The sequence below is a fragment of the Pseudomonas mangrovi genome (assembly GCF_003052585.1).
Lineage (GTDB): Bacteria > Pseudomonadota > Gammaproteobacteria > Pseudomonadales > Pseudomonadaceae > Aquipseudomonas > Aquipseudomonas mangrovi.
The window spans coordinates 220,967-236,988 of sequence record NZ_QASN01000017.1 but is presented as its reverse complement, the minus strand read 5'-3'; the positions used below and the strand labels follow the sequence as shown (position 1 = coordinate 236,988).

Genomic DNA, 16,022 nt, shown 5'->3' with positions numbered 1-16,022 from the left:
CGCTCATATGTCATAAGTATCTGAAAAATAAAGATAAAAAATCGAATGAAAAGCTGGCACAGGCCTTGCGAAAGTCTCCCCCGTCATCACTTGCGACGAACGGAGACAGGCATGCACCATTTGAAGTCCTTGGCCTTGGCCACCACCACTGCGCTGCTGCTCGGCGGAATGCCGTTGACTGCCTCGGCCGATTCGGCCGACTTGCGCGAGGCGCGTCAGGAAGGCTCCATCTGGACCGCCATCACCCTCAACCGCCACCTCAATCCTTTCACCATCGATGTGGATGTCGAGAACGGCACTGCGATTCTCAGTGGCAGCGTCGAGAGCGATATCGACCGCGATCTTGCCGAGCAGGTTGCCCTCGGCATCGACGGCATCGAGAAGGTCGACAACCGCCTGAAGGTCGATCCTGCGACCAAGCCGCGCGAAGCCGGCAGTGAGCGCGATCTGGCCCAGCGCATCGAGGATGCGACCCTGACTGCGACGATCAAATCCAAGCTGCTGTGGAACAGCAATACCGAAGGCATGGATGTGAACGTCGACACCCGCGCCGGCGTGGTCACCCTCAAGGGTGAGGCGCGCAGCGCGGAAGCCAAGGAGCTGGCCGGACGTCTGGCGGCCAACACCGATGGCGTCAGCGACGTCAACAACCTGCTCAGCATCAGTACAACCAGCTCCACCGCGGCCAAGGCGCAAGACAGCGCCGACCAGGCCGGGGCGGCCATCAGCGACGGCTGGATCACCAGCAAGGTCAAGGCCAGCTATCTGGTCAGCAACAACCTCGATGGCCTGAAGATCGACGTCAGCACCGAAAACGGCATGGTCCGCCTCGCCGGCCAGGTTCCCAGCGCCGCGCAGAAGGATCTCGCGATAGAGACCGCGCGCAACATCCGTGGTGTGCGAGGCGTGGATGCCGACGCGGTTCAGGTCCAGTAACCAGAGGTTCCGGAGAACAGCCATGAGCAGCAAGACCGCCCGCCTGAATGAACTGATCGAAGTCACTCGTGACGGTGAGCGTTTCTACCGTCATGCGGCCGAGCAGGTTCGCGAGCCGAGTCTGCAGGTGCTGTTCGGCGAGATGGCCGAGGTCAAGAGCCAGGTGATCCAGGCGTTGGCCATGCAGGTCGCCGCCCATCAGGAACAGCCGGCCCAGGGCGGCACGCTTTCCGGCGCCCTGCGCGAGGTTTACGCGGACACCCGGGCCAACTTCTCGCGTGATCAGGCGGCTACCTACGTGGCTCAGCTGGATCTGGCCGAGGAGCGCATCCTGCAGACCTTCGAAGATGCGCTGCAGGATGCCGACAGCGAGATGCTGGCGGTGCTGAACGCCGAACTTCCGCGCCTGCGCGCCAGCCACGCGCGCATGCATGAACTCAAACGCAGCATGCAGTAAGCCTCAGGGCTTTCCGCAACCACACGGCAGGTGATCGACATGAACCCATCTCGCGCAATGATCCAGCCCCTTGGTCGGGCGCTGCTGCTGACCGGCATGGTCAGCGGAATGTTGCTGATGGCGGGGCATAGCCCTGCCGGCGAAGGTCCGGGGTCAGGTGCGCGTGCAGTGACGGTTGAGCAGTCGCTGGGTGAGTGGGCACTGCCAGCTCTTTCCCTGGAGCCGGCGAGCGGGTGGGTGGAGCGCAGCGCGCCCGTGCAGCGCTGGGTCTTCTGAGGACGGAGGAAGAAATCATGTTGATCGTATTCGCATTGCTGGGTCTGGGACTGTTGCTGATGGTGGCGCTGGGCTGCACCTGCCTCATCGGGCAGATGCTTGCCGGTTGTCGCCAGACCGGGGAGATCGCTGCGGAAATGACGTCAGACGTCGTACGGCATGACTGGCAGCTGCGCCAGCCCGCCACGGAAAGCCACTGAATTATCACGGTCGCGCGAGCGCGGTCGTAACGAGCTCCCGGCGGTCGCCGGAGACGAGAGGCGCATGCAGTCGCTGTGTCACTCCGAGCGGGAGGCCTGACGGCCTTCCCGAACAAGAAAGAGGAGAGCAATCATGCTTAGTTGGGCCATTACATTCCTGATCATCGCCATCATTGCTGCAGTACTGGGCTTTGGCGGCATCGCGGGTACCGCAGCCGGGATCGCCAAGATCCTCTTCGTGGTGTTCCTGGTGCTGTTCGTGGCTTCCCTCATCTTCGGCCGTCGCGGTCGCTTGTAGGAGACATTCGTGTTGCCTCAATGGATGATCGCCGCCTGGCTGGCTATCGCCAGCTCGGCGGTGAGCGCCGCTGAAGCGGTCGACCTGCGCACGCTGCTGGCCAACGAGGAGTTTCGCCGCTCCTGGCAACAGCTGATGCAGGCCGAGGAACGACTCCCGGAATGGATCATCAATCTTGACGGACAGAGCTTCCCGATGCAGGCCCTGGAGGCCGACGGCAAGCGTTACCTGTTCGGCAAGCTGTGCGAGCCGGAGCGCTGTTCCGGCGAGCGCCTTTTCGTCCTGGTGGACTGGGACAAGGATCAGGCGCATGCCCTTTACGTGCGGTTGCCGGAGGCCATGCCGGCCGACCGGGCGCCGAGTCGGTATGCCACGCTGCGCTGGCTGGGTGAGCCCGATGCGCTGTTGCAGCAGGTGCTGCAGGAGCAGCTGGCGCAGGAAGCGGATTGGTATTGAGGATCAGCGCGCAGGCGCTGGTCCTTACTGGACCAACGAGCTCGCTGACGCGGGCTCCGATCAGGGGATCGGGATACGCCGCCAGGCGTGCTCCAGGGGCAGAGGGGGTGCCTCCGCGCAAGCGGGTCGGATCGGGACGGACTGCAACCTGGTTGGCGTGTGTCGCCTTCCGGGTTACAGCCCTGCAGAAACATCGTCGATGACGCTGCCATTCACCTCGTCCAATCCCGGCAGTCGAGCCTTGCTTCGACACTGCCGCTCGCGAAATGAACAACCCTCCTGCTACCCAAGCCTTTTCAGCTCATCCGAGCGCACAGCCCTGCGACATGAGCGCCCTGGAAACGAGCCAGTTTCAGCTCTTTTTCAGTCGGCTGCCGTGAGCCGTCGGGCCCGGCCAAGGTTGCTGCGCCATAGGGCGAGCCACCGCGCACCTCATCGATCTGGCTCAGCTCGGGCACTGCATAGGGCAGGCCGCTGATCAGCATTCCGTGGTGCACCAGGGTGTGCCAGAAGGAGGTGATGGTGGTTTCCGCGCCGCCGCCGGTGCCGGTGGACGTGAACACGCTGCCCAGCTTGCCGACCAGCGCGCCCTTGGCCCAGAGACCTCCGGTCTGATCGAGGAAACTGCGCATCTGCGCGCTCATGTTGCCGAACCGGGTCGGTGTGCCGAACAGGATCGCATCGTAGTCCGCCAGTTCTGTCGGGCTGGCCACGGGCGCCGCTTGGTCGAGGTGGGCGCCGGCCTTGCGGGCAATCTCTTCGGGCATGGTTTCCGGCACGCGCTTGAGCGTCACCTCCACGCCCTCGACCGTTCTTGCGCCGTCGGCGACCGCTTCAGCCATGCGTTCGACGTGGCCATACATCGAGTAGTAGAGCACCAGGATCTTCTTCATTGCCTCTCTCCGTGGGTGGGTTCAGAAGCAAGGTAGACCATCGGGATGACCGTCTCGTGCCCGGGCCGCTATCATCCCCGCCTCTACAAGGAGAACGACATGCTCAACGGCCTCTGGCTGGGCTTCTTCCTGGTGGCGGCAGTGGCCGCCCTGGCGCGCTGGCTGATTGGTGGCGAGGCGGATGTGTTCGAGGCGCTGGTCAAAAGCCTGTTCACCATGGCGAAGACCTCGGTCGATCTGATGATCCTGCTGTTCGGCACGCTGACGCTCTGGCTGGGCCTGCTGCGTATCGCCGAGAAGGCCGGTCTGGTCGCGCTGCTGGCGCGCCTGCTGGGCCCCCTGTTCGCCCGATTGATGCCGGAGGTACCGCGCGGCCATCCGGCGCTGGGGCTGATCACCATGAACTTCGCTGCCAACGGCCTGGGCCTGGACAATGCCGCCACACCGATCGGCCTCAAGGCCATGCGCGCGCTGCAGGAGCTGAACCCGAGCGCGACTGTGGCGAGCAACGCGCAGATCCTCTTTCTGGTGCTCAACGCCTCCTCGCTGACGCTGCTGCCGGTAACCATCTTCATGTTTCGCGCCGAGGCCGGTGCCCAGGATCCGGCGATGGTCTTCCTGCCGATCCTGCTCGCCACCACGGCGTCGACCCTGGCCGGCCTGCTGTCGGTCGCCATCGTCCAGCGCCTGCGCCTGTGGGACCCGGTGGTGCTCGCCTATCTCGGCGGTGGTGCGCTTTTGCTGGGGTTGTTCATCGGTACCCTGGCCGGGCTCTCGGCGGCCGCCCTGACCGCGCTTTCCGGCTTGCTCGGCAACCTGGTGCTGTTCGGCGTGATAGTGCTGTTCCTCCTGCTGGGTGCCCTGCGCCGGGTGCCGGTGTACGAATGTTTCATCGACGGGGCCAAGGAAGGTTTCGAGGTGGCGAAGAGCCTGTTGCCCTACCTGGTCGCGATGCTCTGCGCCATCGGTGTTCTGCGTGCCTCGGGCGCGCTGGATTTCGGCCTTGAGGGCATCCGCTGGATGGCCGAATGGCTGGGTTGGGATACCCGCTTCGTCGACGCCCTGCCGACCGCGATGGTCAAGCCGTTCTCCGGTAGCGCGGCGCGGGCGATGATGATCGAAACCATGCAGACCTACGGCCCGGACAGCTTCGCCGGGCTGCTGGCGGCGACCATTCAGGGCAGCACCGAGACCACCTTCTACGTGCTGGCGGTGTATTTCGGCGCTGTGGGCATCCAGCGCGCCCGCCATGCGGTGGGCTGCGCGCTGCTGGCAGAATTCAGCGGGGTGCTGGCAGCCATCGCGGTCTGCTACTGGTTCTTCGGCTGAAGGCCGCGTAATGGAGAAATGCTTGAGCGATGAGGCTGAAACGGCGGTATCAATCGATACCCAGCCTCCATCGCGGCTCCGGCCAGAGGCCAAGTGTTGGAACACCCACTGCGGGGTTGGAGAAGAAACTTCCTGTTCGGCAAAAGCTGTACATAAACCAAAAGCTGTACAGCTTTTGTGCGGATAGTGGCATTGAGACAGCACGTCGTCCAGACGACTTCTCGCTAAACCCCGACCTTTGGTCGACTTTCCTCTCGGTCACTCATGAACACGAAAACGCAGTGTTCCGATCATCTGTCCCGCCTCGGTGACGACACGCACCTGCCAGCGACCGGTAGCATCCTCGGGGAAGCGCAGCTTGTGGCTCCAGGCCCGGTAGCCGGCCTTGCGCCCGCCGCGGATGTCCAGGGGAATGCGGTCGATCTCCACGCCGTTGCGGCGCCAGACGTGATAGATGCGTTCGTTCAGGCCACGCGGTGCGCTGATCGCGGTATAGGCGAACAGTCCGTTCCTGTGCAGGTCGGCCAGGCTGATCTCGCCGAGCGAGCGACCAGGCGCCCGGTTGCGGTCGTCCAGCTCGCTGGCCACTGCCATCTCGGTCATCCACAGGGTCGCTGGCGGCACCCACGAGCGCACCAGCCAGCCGCTGCCGCCCAGTAGCAGCGCCAGGCCGCAGAGTGCCAGGCCGCGCCACCAACGCCTTACCTGGAGCAGGCCGCTGAGGCTGGGGAAGGACAGCAGCACGGCGATGCCCAGCGCCAGCGGATAGCTCTGCGCGGTGCTCAGGCGCAGGATGATCGGCAGGGCGGTCAGTGCCACCGCAAACAGGGTGACGCCATGGTAGGCGAGGTACAGCCAGCGCCGCCGCGCCAGCCAGCGGTAGTACAGCGGGTCGATGATCGAGACCAGCGCGGCGACCCCGAGCAGTCCGGTGAACAATGCCTGGCCGCTGTTCCAGGCGGTGGTGATGGCGAAGAACGGCAGCACGAAGAACAGGCTTTCCTGATGCACCAGTTGGGTCAGATAGCGCAGCAGGACGCGAGGGATACGTATCCCCAGCCAGCGCGAGAGGCTCTTGCGCAGCAGGTTCTCCAGCACCAGCCAGACCCAGCTGGCGAGCATCACCAGGGCGATGACCTTGGCCAGGCTTTCGTGCCGTTCCACCAGCAGAAAGCTGGCGACGCCGGAGATGAAACCGAAGGCGGCGATCAGGCCAGGGTAGCGCTGGGCCAGTTCGAGCAGGCGGCGCAGACGATCCCGCCAGAGAGTTGCAGAGCGGTGGACGGGCGACAGGGTCAAGAGCGTGGGTCTTCGTGAAGGTGGCGGGCGGGCAATCGTTCCAGTGACCCGCGCGCCGGACGCAAGTTCAGCACCCTGGGCCGGCGTCAGGCATGGGTGGCGATCTGGTTGCGACCGTTGCGCTTGGCACGGTAGAGCGCCGCATCGGCACAGCCGATCAGCCAGGTGATGTCGTCCTGACGCCCGAACACCAGGCTGGCAACGCCGATGCTCATGGTCAGCGGCACGCGCTGCCCTTCGTGATGGACCTCAATGGTCTCGATGCCGGCGCGAATGTTCTCCGCCACCAGGGCTGCGTGCTCGATGTCGGTGGCCGGCAGGGCGAGGATGAATTCCTCGCCACCATAGCGGGCGGCCAGATCACCGGCGCGCTGGGCGTTTTTCATAATCACGTCGGCGACCTGGCGCAGACACTCGTCACCGAAGGGGTGGCCGTAGGTGTCGTTGACCCTCTTGAAATGGTCGATGTCGAGCATCAGCACCGACAGTGGGCTGCCGATGCGCTTGGAGCGCGCCACTTCCTCGGCGATCACGCTATCGAAGTGGCGGCGGTTGTGCAGTTTGGTCAGCGGATCGGTAATGCTCAGCGCGGCCAGTTCGCGGTTGGCCAGCTCCAGTTCCTGCTTGGCGTTTTCCAGATCCAGGGTGCGTTCGCGCACACGGGCTTCCAGTTCTTCGTTGGCGGCGCGCTGCAGGTCGAGTATCTGCTGCTGGGCGCGCAGTTTTTCCTCGCGCTCGTGGGCCAGGGTGCGGGTGGACAGCAGCAGGTTGGTCTGCGCCTCGACCCGCTCGGCGCGTTCGCGGTTGATCCGTTCGGCCAGCGCGATGGAGAGCATCACGAACTCGAAGAACACGCCGATCATCTGCGCGCCGAGGGTGAAGGTGGTCAGCGGCAGGGCGCCGTTGAGCGCCAGCAGGTGCACCACGGTGGCGATGATCAGCACGCTCCAGGCGATGGTGAACAGCTTGGCCGAGATATTGCCGCGGTACCACAGGTAGCCGGTGGTGATGAAGCCCGCAATGCAGGCCACGATGGGCATCAGCTCCGGCAACAGCCAGTGAGCAGCCGGCGGATAGAACAGCACCGAAGCGAGCAGGACGGACCAGTAGGTGATCAGCGAGCTGTTCAGCGCCAGCACCCAGCCGCCGTACTTCGGCAACTTGAGGAAGACCCGCCCGAAGATCAGCGATAACAGGAAGGTCGCGCTGGCAAACGCCGAATAGGCCTTGGGCGCGAACCAATGCCATTCGCCCCAGACGTACTGGTGACCAATGCCGCTGACTGCCAGCTCATAGCCCAGCGCGCAGGTGAGATAGCAGACGTAGAAGATGTAGCTGCGGTCGCGGGTGAAGATGTACAGACTGGCGTTGTACAGCAGCATCACCAGCATGCCGCCGAAGAACATGTGCATCAGCGTGAGGATCCTGCCCTCGGACGCCGCCAGCTGTTCCGCCGACATCAGCTGCATCGGCAGCACCAGTGCCTCGGACGAGCGCACATGCAGGTAGATGTGGCTGTCTTGCCCACTGGGTAGCTCCAGCGGCAGCAGCAGGTAGCGATGTTGCAGCGGGCGTTGCGAGGGCGGTATGTGATCTCCCGTGACCTGGGTGTTGCTCCATATCCCGGTTTGCGGGTCAAGCTGACGCAGTTCGACCCGATCCAGCATCGGCCACTTGATCTCCAGTTGCCAGTTGCCGTAGCGGTAGGCGTCATTGCGCACTGCGAAGCGCACCCAGACGCCCTTCAGCTGGGCGCCCAGCCCCAGGGTCGGACGAGCGCTGCGCTGCCAGTCGCTGGCCGGACGTGCGGCGATGCTCTCGAAGCTGGCATCCGGCTCGCCGAGCAGATACTCGACGTTCATGCCGATTAGCAGCGGTTGCTGCGGGCTCAACGGCAGCACGTCGTCCGTCGCTATGCTCGATTCGGCCCGGGAGGCGCCGCAGAGGATCAGCAACAGCAGGAGGATCAGGCTGAAGGGTTGGCGCATCAAGGATATCCGCACGATATGGACTTGTTCTGGTGCAGCCCCTCACCTATAGCAGCTTTGTTCGGGGCTGTCACAGGGCCATCAGGGGTGGCGTCAGATTGCTGCGTCCGGGTGGGACGGTCCGGGAGGTGGCTGGTTCGTGCGTTCGTCGAGCAGGCACCAGAGACCTTCGAAGCAGTCGGCACCGTCAAACAGACGCTCCAGGCCCGCCGCCGGGCGTGGCCGGCTGAACCAGTAACCCTGGGCCAGCTCACAGCCCTGCTCGCGCAGAAAGCCGAGGTGCGCTGCGGTCTCCACTCCTTCGGCAACCACCTGCAGGCCGAGATTGCGCCCCAGGCCGATGATCGCCTGGCTGATGATCTGCGACTCGGGGTCCTCGGGAATGCCACTGATGAAGCTCTTGTCCAGCTTGAGGATGTGCAGCGGAAAGCGCTTGAGATAGCCGAGGGAGGAAAAGCCGGTGCCGAAGTCGTCCAGCGCCAGGCGCACGCCGAGCTCGGCCAGCTCGCGCAGGCTGGCAAGGATCTGCGCGGTGTCCTGCATCAGTTGCGACTCGGTGATCTCGAGAATCAGATCGGCCGCGGCCAGGCCACTGTCCTGCAGTACCTCGGCGACCAGCGCCGCGAAGTCGCTGCGCTGCAGCTGGCGAATCGACAGGTTCACCGAGCAGCGCAGGCGCTGCTGGCCGGCACGTTGCCAGGTCCTGACCTGATGGCAGGCCTGGCGTAGAACCCAGTCGCCCACCGCGACTATCTCGCCGGATTCCTCCAGCGCCGGAATGAACTCCACCGGCGAGATCACCTCGCCGTGGTGATTCCAGCGCAGCAGTGCCTCGACCCCGACGATGTAGGCGTGGCGCTGGGCGAGCCGGCAGATAGGTTGATAGTGCAGCTCGAATTCGGCTCGGCCGAGGGCCTGGCCGAGAGCGCTCTCCAGCTGCAGACGGCGCTGAGCGGCGCTCTGCAGTGCGTCGTTGTAGCGAACGAACTGGGCCTTGCCGGCGGCCTTGGCGTCGTAGAGGGCGAGGTCGGCGGCCTGTAGCGGGTCGAGGCCCGGTTCGTCAGTCAGCGGCGCGATACCGATGCTGGCACTGATCACCAGGGTCTGCTGATGCAGGTGCAGGGGCTGACGCAGGCTGTCGAGCATGCGCTGGGCGATCTGCTCGGCATCGCCGACCACGGCCAAGTCGTCGAGCAGGGCGACGAATTCGTCACCGCCGAAACGCGCCAGGTGATCGCCGGGGCGCAGGCAGTTGCGCAGTCGTCGGGCGACCTCCACCAGTACCTCGTCGCCGGCGGCGTGGCCGAGGCTGTCGTTGATCAGCTTGAAGCGGTCCAGATCGATGAACAGCAGGGCGGTTTCGCGCGCGCCGCTGCGCTGGCGGCGCTTCAGCGCCTGGCTCAGCAGCTCGGCCAGCTGGGCGCGGTTGGCCAGGCCGGTCAGCGGATCATGGCGAGCCGCGTGGCGCAGCTCCTCGACCGCCGCGCGCCGGCGGCCGATATCGCTCTGCGAGCCGGCCATACGGTGCTGGCCGGGCCCCACGACCTCCGCCACCGCGCGCACCAGCACCCAGATGTAGGCATCGGCGCGGTTGCGAATGCGGTACTCATGGCGCAGCGAGGCGGTATGCCCCTGCAGATGGGCCTCGATGGCGCGGCGCAGGTCGGGGAGATCGTCCGGATGGACCCGTGAGAACCAGCTCGCACTGCTCTGCTCGAGGCTTTCCAGGCTCAGACCGAGCATGCTCGCCCAGCGCTCCGAGACGTACAGCCGATCCTGCTCGACGTGCCATTCCCAGATGCCGTCATTGGCGCCGCGCAGGGCTCGTGCGAAGCGCGCCTCGCTCTCCTCCAGGGCGCGGCTCTGCGCGAAGTTGTAGGTGTCGATGGCCAGCGCCATGTCGAAGAACACCGCCTTCAGCAGGCTGGCGTAGGTGTCCGCCTGCGGATGCTCGCCCAACAGTGTCTGCAGCATCGCATCCAGATACATCCGGTAGGCGCCGAGGTACCAGTGGGTATCGACGCCGACCCGCTGATGGATCCAGCCGACCCGCAGGCGATCAAGCACGTAGTCGCGATCATAGGGGCCCTGCCAGAGGCGCTGGTAATAATCGTACTGGCTATGTTGCAGGCGCAGCAGCGTAGCCGGGTCGGCGATCAGTCCGGCGAGATCGTGGCAGCGTTGCAGATGCTCGTAGAAGCGCTGCAGGAACAGTCGGTGAGCCGGCTCCAGGCGTTCGGCCGCGGCATTCAGGCGTGCGGCATCGGTGTCGTTCCATTGCAGGAACTGCAGGCGCCGGGCGATCTCGGTGCGATCCAGGCGCAGGCGCGTGAGCAGCCGTGACAGTTCCTCATCGATGTCCACGCGGGGCCCTTCCATGTTGGCTGATGGATCGGATCGTTAGCGAAGCCAGCGCGCAGCGGCCTCGCCGAGCTTGTCGTGCAGGTATCTGCAAGATGCCATCGGCGCACCGCGCTGACGTTGATCTGGGTCGGGTGGCGAGCGCAGAAATGCGCATGCAGGGCCAGGCGTGGGCGACTGTCGCGCCTTTCAGCGGAACGGCTGTTCATCGACCAAGGTCGAAGGTGCGGGCAGATTGTCCGTGAGCGTTTAGACTTCCCTTTCCTCCGCCCACCAGGCGGACCCCTTCCCAGCGGAAAAAACAAGGAGAACACCCCCATGAGAGGCAAATCCCTGGCATGGGCGCTGTCGGCCGCATTTCTGGCCACAGGCGCGGGTACCTCGGCTCAGGCTGCAGAGCGTTTCGTCACCATCGGAACCGGCGGCCAGACGGGCGTTTATTACGTCGCCGGACAGTCGATCTGTCGCTTCGTCAATCGCAACGCGGAGAACATGAAGTGCAATGCGCCGGCCAGCGGCGGCGGCGTGGCCAACGTCAACGGCATCCGCAGCGGCGAGTTCAACTTCGGCATCATGCAGTCCGATCACCAGTACAAGGCGATGAAAGGCCTGGAGCCGTTCAAGAGCGCCGGCGCGATGGAAGACATCCGTGCGGTGTTCTCGCTGCAGAGCGAAGTCTTCACCGTCCTGGCGCGGCGTGACGCCAACATTAAGAGCCTGGACGATCTCAAGGGCAAGCGGGTGAACATCGGCAACCCCGGCTCCGGCCAGCGCGACACCCTCGACGAGATCATGCAGGTCAAGGGCTGGGACAAGTCGGCCTTCCGCCTCGCCGCCGAACTCAAGCCGGCCGAGCAGGCCAGTGCCCTGGGCGACAACAACATCGATGCGATGACTTACTTCGTCGGCCATCCCAACGGCGCGATCCAGGAAGCAACCACCACCGTCGACGCCGTGCTGGTGCCGATCGAGGGCGCCGAGATCGACAAGCTGCTGGCGGAGAAGAGCTACTACACCAAGGCCGAGATTCCCGCTGGCCTGTACAAGGGCAACGACCAGGTGACCCCGTCCATCGGCGGCAAGGCGGTCCTCTCCACCAGCGCCAAGACCGATCCTGAAGTGGTCTACCAGCTGGTCAAGTCGGTATTCGAGAACCTTGAGCGCTTCCAGCGTCTGCACCCGGCATTCAAGGACCTGAAAGCCGAGGACATGATCAAGGTAGGTCTCAGCGCGCCGCTGCACGAAGGCGCCGAGCGCTACTACAAGGAACGCGGCTGGTTGTGACCCGGTGGCCGTTGTCGTGACGGCCCGGTCCAAGACACCGAAGTACGCCCGGAACGGTCGCGCAGCTCAGGCTGCGTGGCCGCCGGGCGTTTCCCGTCGGCGTTTTTCGCAAGGGTGTGCTGTAGCAGGATGGTAACCGCGGATCGCGCAGCAACCGGTTCCCTCCGGGACACCTTGCCGCGCAGGACGCGCCAAGGTGTCGCAGCACCTATCCTTGAGAAGCCCGGCCAGGCGCGCGCAAGCTAGCCGGCCGCGCGGGAGCCGGATTCCCGCCTCGCCTTTTCGCTCCGTTTTCAGGTGCACTCCATGCAAGACAAGCAACAACAACTTTCCGCCGAGGAACTGATCGCCCTCGACGTCGGTGCCCGGGTTCCAGGCGGTGTCGCGGCGCACGTGATCGCCGCGATTGCCCTGGCCTGGTCGATGTTCCAGCTGTGGATCGCCTCGCCGCTGCCGTTCCTGCTGCGCTTCGGCGTGCTCAACGACACCGAGACGCGGGCGATTCACCTCGCCTTCGCGCTGCTGCTGGCGTTCCTCACCTTCCCGGCGTTGCGCCGTTCCCCGCGCGATCGCATTCCCCTGAGCGACATCTTCCTGGCGCTGGTTGCCGCGGCGAGCGCTGCCTATCTGTTCGTCTGTTACGAGCAGCTGGCGCAACGGCCGGGCAGCCTGACGACCATGGATCTGCTGGTCGCCTGCATCGGCATTCCGCTGCTGCTCGAGGCGACCCGGCGCGCCCTCGGTCCGCCGCTGGCGATCATCGCGCTGCTGTTTCTCGTCTACAGCCTCGCCGGGCCCTGGATGCCGGGCATGCTGGCGCACCGCGGGGTCAGCTTCACGGCGATGGCCAACCACCAGTGGATCACCACCGAGGGTGTGTTTGGCATCGCCCTCGGCGTTTCCACCAGCTTCGTCTTTCTCTTCGTACTGTTCGGCGCGCTGCTCGAACGGGCCGGCGCCGGGCACTATTTCATCCAGCTGGCCTTCAGCATGCTCGGGCACTTCCGCGGTGGCCCGGCTAAGGCTGCGGTGGTGGCGTCGGGGATGACCGGGCTGATCTCCGGTTCGTCGATCGCCAACGTAGTGACCACCGGCACCTTCACCATTCCGATGATGAAGCGCACCGGCTTTTCTGCCGAGAAGGCCGGCGCGGTTGAAGTCGCCTCCTCGGTAAATGGCCAGATCATGCCTCCGGTGATGGGGGCCGCGGCCTTCCTGATGGTCGAGTACGTAGGTCTGCCCTATGTCGAAATCATCAAGCACGCGTTCCTGCCGGCGGCGATTTCCTACATCGCATTGCTTTACATCGTTCATCTGGAATCGCTCAAGCTTGGCCTCAAGCCCATCGGCCGGCGCAAGCCGCACCCGTGGCTGCTGCGCCTGGCCGGTTTCTGCTTCGGCGCGGCGCTGATCAGTGGGCTGTCGCTGGCGGTCTATTACGGTCTCGGCTGGCTCAAGCCGGCCCTCGGCGAGTTCGCTCTGCCAGGCATCGCCGCGCTGCTGGCCGCCGTCTACCTGGGGTTGCTGAAGATTGCCGCGAGCAATCCGCCGTTGCCTGCGGAAGATCCCGATGCGCCGCTCACCGAGCTGCCGCATACCCGCAGCGTGCTGCTCTCGGGTCTGCATTTCCTGCTGCCGGTGGTGGTGCTGGTCTGGTGTCTGATGATCGAGCGCCTGTCGCCGGGGCTATCGGCCTTCTGGGGCTCGGTGATGCTGGTGCTGATCCTGGTGAGCCAGCGGCCGCTGCTTGGCTGGATGCGGGGTGATGGCGGAGCGACCCACGGCCGCTTCGTCGACGGTCTGATCGATCTGCGCGAGGGGCTTATCGCCGGCGCACGCAACATGATCGGCATCGGCATCGCCACGGCGGCGGCCGGAGTGATCGTCGGTGCGGTGTCGCAGACCGGGGTTGGCCTGGTGCTGGCCGACCTGGTCGAGTTCCTGTCGATGGGCAACCTGCTGCTGATGTTGCTGCTCACCGCGTTCTTCAGCCTGATTCTCGGCATGGGCCTGCCCACCACCGCCAACTACATCGTGGTCTCCAGCCTGCTGGCGCCGGTGATAGTGGCGCTGGGGCAGCAGAACGGCCTGATCGTGCCGCTGATCGCGGTGCATCTGTTCGTCTTCTACTTCGGCATCATGGCCGACGTCACGCCGCCGGTGGGCCTGGCGTCGTTCGCGGCGGCCGCGGTGTCCAAGGGCGATCCGATCAAGACCGGTGTAGCGGCGTTCTACTACAGCCTGCGCACGGCGGCGCTGCCGTTCCTGTTCATCTTCAACACCGACCTGCTGCTGATCGATGTCGATTTCTGGCACGGCCTGCTGATCTTCGTGGTGGCGACCCTGGCGATGCTGATCTTCGCCGCCGGTACCCAGGGTTACATGCTGGTGCGCAGCCGCTGGTACGAGAGCGTGCTGCTGTTGCTGATCGCCTTCAGCCTGTTCCGTCCGGGCTTCTGGATGGACCTGCTGCACGATCCCTATCAGGACGTTCCGCCGGCGCAGATGGCCCAGGCGCTGGAGACGGTGGAGGAAGACAGCCCGCTGCGCCTGCGTATTCGCGGTGAGGATGCCGTGGGCGACGCCCGCGAGTTCAGCGTGCTGTTGCCGGTGCCGGCGGCCGAAAGCGGCGCGGCGAAGCTGCAGGCACTCGGCCTGGAACTCTACGAGGAGGATGGCAAGGTGCTGATCGATAGCGTGGCGTTCGGCAGCCCGGCCGCGTCGGCAGGGCTGGAGTTCGACCAGGAGGTCCTGCTGGTACGCGCTCCTACCGACCGCTGGCCCAAGGAATGGATGTGGTTGCCGGCACTGGCGCTGTTCGCGCTGGTCTGGATGCTGCAACGTCGCCGACGCCACGCAACGCACTGACAGGCGCGAACCCCACGCCGCGCTGTCGCCCCACAGCGGTCCTTCTCCCTCCGGGAGAAGGTGCCGCGCAGCGGCGGATGAGGGATGGCAAGGCGTGCAGGGAGCCTGCATGGAGTCATACAGGGCGCTGCAAAAACCTCAGAAAAACCCGTCGCCGGACTTGGACGTGCTGTCGTCCTCGTCGAAGCTGTGCTCCAGGCGGATCTTCAGGCTCAGGTCGGTGCGCGAGTCGGCGAACTTGAGCGCCTGTTCCTGGGTGATGCGGCCGGCGACGAAGTGCTGGTAGAGGTGTTCGTCGAAGGTCTGTACGCCCTGTTCGATGGCGCGCCCCATGGATTCCTTGATCTCGTGCAGTTCGTCGCGTTTGATCAGGTCGCGCAGGTGCGGCGTGCCGAGCATCAGTTCGGCGGCCAGCACGCGGCGCTGGCTCTTGCCCGGTACCAGGCGCTGGGCAACGATCGCCACCAGGTTCAGTGACAGGTCATTGAGCACCTGCTTGCGCGCGTTCTCCGGGAAGAAGTGCACGATCCGCTCGATCGCCTGCACGCTGCTGGTGGCGTGCAGGGTGGCGATGCACAGGTGGCCGGTTTCGGAGTAGTGCATCGCGTGTTCCATGCCGTTCTTGTCGCGCACCTCGCCGAGCATGATCACGTCCGGCGCCTCGCGCAGCACGTTGCGCAGCGCGGCCTCGAAGCTGTGGGTATCCAGGCCGACCTCGCGCTGGTCGACCAGCGAGCGCTTGTGCTTGTGGATGAACTCGATCGGGTCTTCGATGCAGACGATATGGCCGCTGATGCTGCTGTTGCGGTGGTCGATCATCGCCGCCATGGTGCTCGACTTGCCCGAGCCCGCCGCGCCGACCACCAGGATCAGCCCGCGGTCGCGCAGGGAGAGCTTTTCCAGTGCCTTGGGCAGGCCCAGCTCGGCCAGGGTCGGCACCGTGCTGCGCACGTGGCGGGCGACCAGGGTCACCTCGCCGCGCTGCAGGTAGACATTCAGGCGAAAACGCCCGACGCCCTCCAGGCCGACGGCGAAATCCAGCTCCAGCTCGCGCTCGAACTGCTGGATCTGCTCCTCGCTCATCATCGGGTAGACCAGCAGCTTGACCGCCCCCGGCATCAGCTTGGGCGCCGGGAGCGGCTGGGTCAGGCCCTCCAGCTTGATGTGCGGTACCGCGCCGACGGTGAGGAACATGTCCGAGCCGCCCTTCTCGGCGAGCATGCTCAGCAGGTCGCGCAGATCGGGGGAGGCGGGGGTGGACTCTTCGGACATGGAACTGGACTCCTGGTAGAAACGATCGGGTCGCGCGCCGGTCCTGCAGCGGACCGGGGCCTGGCGCCATGCCCGACGACGGACGGCAGAGCGGACAGGGGCGTA

The 16,022-nt window shown here is 65.2% G+C and carries 14 protein-coding genes; 9 read left to right on the top strand and 5 right to left on the bottom strand.

Annotated elements, in window-relative coordinates; genetic code table 11:
* Window positions 1-111 precede the first annotated feature (111 nt).
* The 6 genes from DBO85_RS10030 to DBO85_RS10005 all read left to right on the top strand — a co-directional run bounded on the left by DBO85_RS10030 (window position 112) and on the right by DBO85_RS10005 (window position 2,623).
* Window positions 112-936: a BON domain-containing protein gene (locus DBO85_RS10030; RefSeq protein ID WP_108107124.1), complete on the top strand. Its 825-nt coding sequence runs from the start codon at window positions 112-114 to the stop codon at window positions 934-936.
* 22 nt (window positions 937-958) lie between these two features.
* Window positions 959-1,393, top strand: coding sequence for a ferritin-like domain-containing protein (locus DBO85_RS10025; protein WP_108107123.1), 435 nt, complete (start codon window positions 959-961; stop codon window positions 1,391-1,393).
* 39 nt (window positions 1,394-1,432) lie between these two features.
* Complete coding sequence (locus DBO85_RS10020) at window positions 1,433-1,669, top strand: hypothetical protein (protein WP_146168203.1); 237 nt, start codon at window positions 1,433-1,435, stop codon at window positions 1,667-1,669.
* Between the two features lie 17 nt (window positions 1,670-1,686).
* Window positions 1,687-1,869 carry a hypothetical protein gene (locus DBO85_RS10015; RefSeq protein ID WP_108107121.1) on the top strand — a complete coding sequence of 61 codons (183 nt, stop codon included), beginning with the start codon at window positions 1,687-1,689 and terminating at the stop codon, window positions 1,867-1,869.
* A gap of 133 nt (window positions 1,870-2,002) precedes the next feature.
* Complete coding sequence (locus DBO85_RS10010) at window positions 2,003-2,167, top strand: DUF1328 domain-containing protein (protein ID WP_108107120.1); 165 nt, start codon at window positions 2,003-2,005, stop codon at window positions 2,165-2,167.
* Between the two features lie 9 nt (window positions 2,168-2,176).
* On the top strand, window positions 2,177-2,623 hold the full coding sequence (locus tag DBO85_RS10005; protein WP_146168202.1) for an inhibitor of vertebrate lysozyme family protein: 447 nt from the start codon (window positions 2,177-2,179) through the stop codon (window positions 2,621-2,623).
* 296 nt (window positions 2,624-2,919) lie between these two features.
* On the opposite strand, the gene wrbA is transcribed toward DBO85_RS10005, so the two are convergent.
* Window positions 2,920-3,516, bottom strand: coding sequence for an NAD(P)H:quinone oxidoreductase (gene wrbA / locus DBO85_RS10000; RefSeq protein ID WP_108107118.1), 597 nt, complete (start codon window positions 3,514-3,516; stop codon window positions 2,920-2,922).
* 99 nt (window positions 3,517-3,615) lie between these two features.
* On the opposite strand from wrbA, the gene DBO85_RS09995 reads away from it, so the two are divergent.
* Entirely contained in the window at window positions 3,616-4,845 is a 1,230-nt protein-coding gene (locus DBO85_RS09995; protein WP_108107117.1) for a nucleoside recognition domain-containing protein, read from the top strand.
* 258 nt (window positions 4,846-5,103) lie between these two features.
* Here the strand turns inward: DBO85_RS09995 and DBO85_RS09990 are convergent, their stop codons facing one another.
* The 3 genes from DBO85_RS09990 to DBO85_RS09980 all read right to left on the bottom strand — a co-directional run bounded on the left by DBO85_RS09990 (window position 5,104) and on the right by DBO85_RS09980 (window position 10,496).
* The gene (locus tag DBO85_RS09990; RefSeq protein ID WP_108107302.1) at window positions 5,104-6,138 is read right to left on the bottom strand and encodes a DUF5924 family protein; all 1,035 of its coding nucleotides are present in this window, start codon (window positions 6,136-6,138) and stop codon (window positions 5,104-5,106) included.
* A gap of 92 nt (window positions 6,139-6,230) precedes the next feature.
* Entirely contained in the window at window positions 6,231-8,132 is a 1,902-nt protein-coding gene (locus tag DBO85_RS09985; protein WP_108107116.1) for a sensor domain-containing diguanylate cyclase, read from the bottom strand.
* 93 nt (window positions 8,133-8,225) lie between these two features.
* Window positions 8,226-10,496 carry a putative bifunctional diguanylate cyclase/phosphodiesterase gene (locus DBO85_RS09980; protein WP_233356589.1) on the bottom strand — a complete coding sequence of 757 codons (2,271 nt, stop codon included), beginning with the start codon at window positions 10,494-10,496 and terminating at the stop codon, window positions 8,226-8,228.
* 315 nt (window positions 10,497-10,811) lie between these two features.
* Between DBO85_RS09980 and DBO85_RS09975 the strand changes: the two genes are divergently transcribed.
* Both DBO85_RS09975 and DBO85_RS09970 read left to right on the top strand, forming a co-directional pair.
* Window positions 10,812-11,777, top strand: coding sequence for a TAXI family TRAP transporter solute-binding subunit (locus DBO85_RS09975; protein ID WP_108107114.1), 966 nt, complete (start codon window positions 10,812-10,814; stop codon window positions 11,775-11,777).
* A gap of 306 nt (window positions 11,778-12,083) precedes the next feature.
* Window positions 12,084-14,645, top strand: coding sequence for a TRAP transporter permease (locus DBO85_RS09970; protein WP_108107113.1), 2,562 nt, complete (start codon window positions 12,084-12,086; stop codon window positions 14,643-14,645).
* Window positions 14,646-14,783: 138 nt separating this feature from the next.
* Here DBO85_RS09970 and DBO85_RS09965 read toward each other — a convergent pair whose 3' ends face one another.
* On the bottom strand, window positions 14,784-15,917 hold the full coding sequence (locus tag DBO85_RS09965) for a PilT/PilU family type 4a pilus ATPase (protein ID WP_108107112.1): 1,134 nt from the start codon (window positions 15,915-15,917) through the stop codon (window positions 14,784-14,786).
* Window positions 15,918-16,022: the final 105 nt, after the last annotated feature.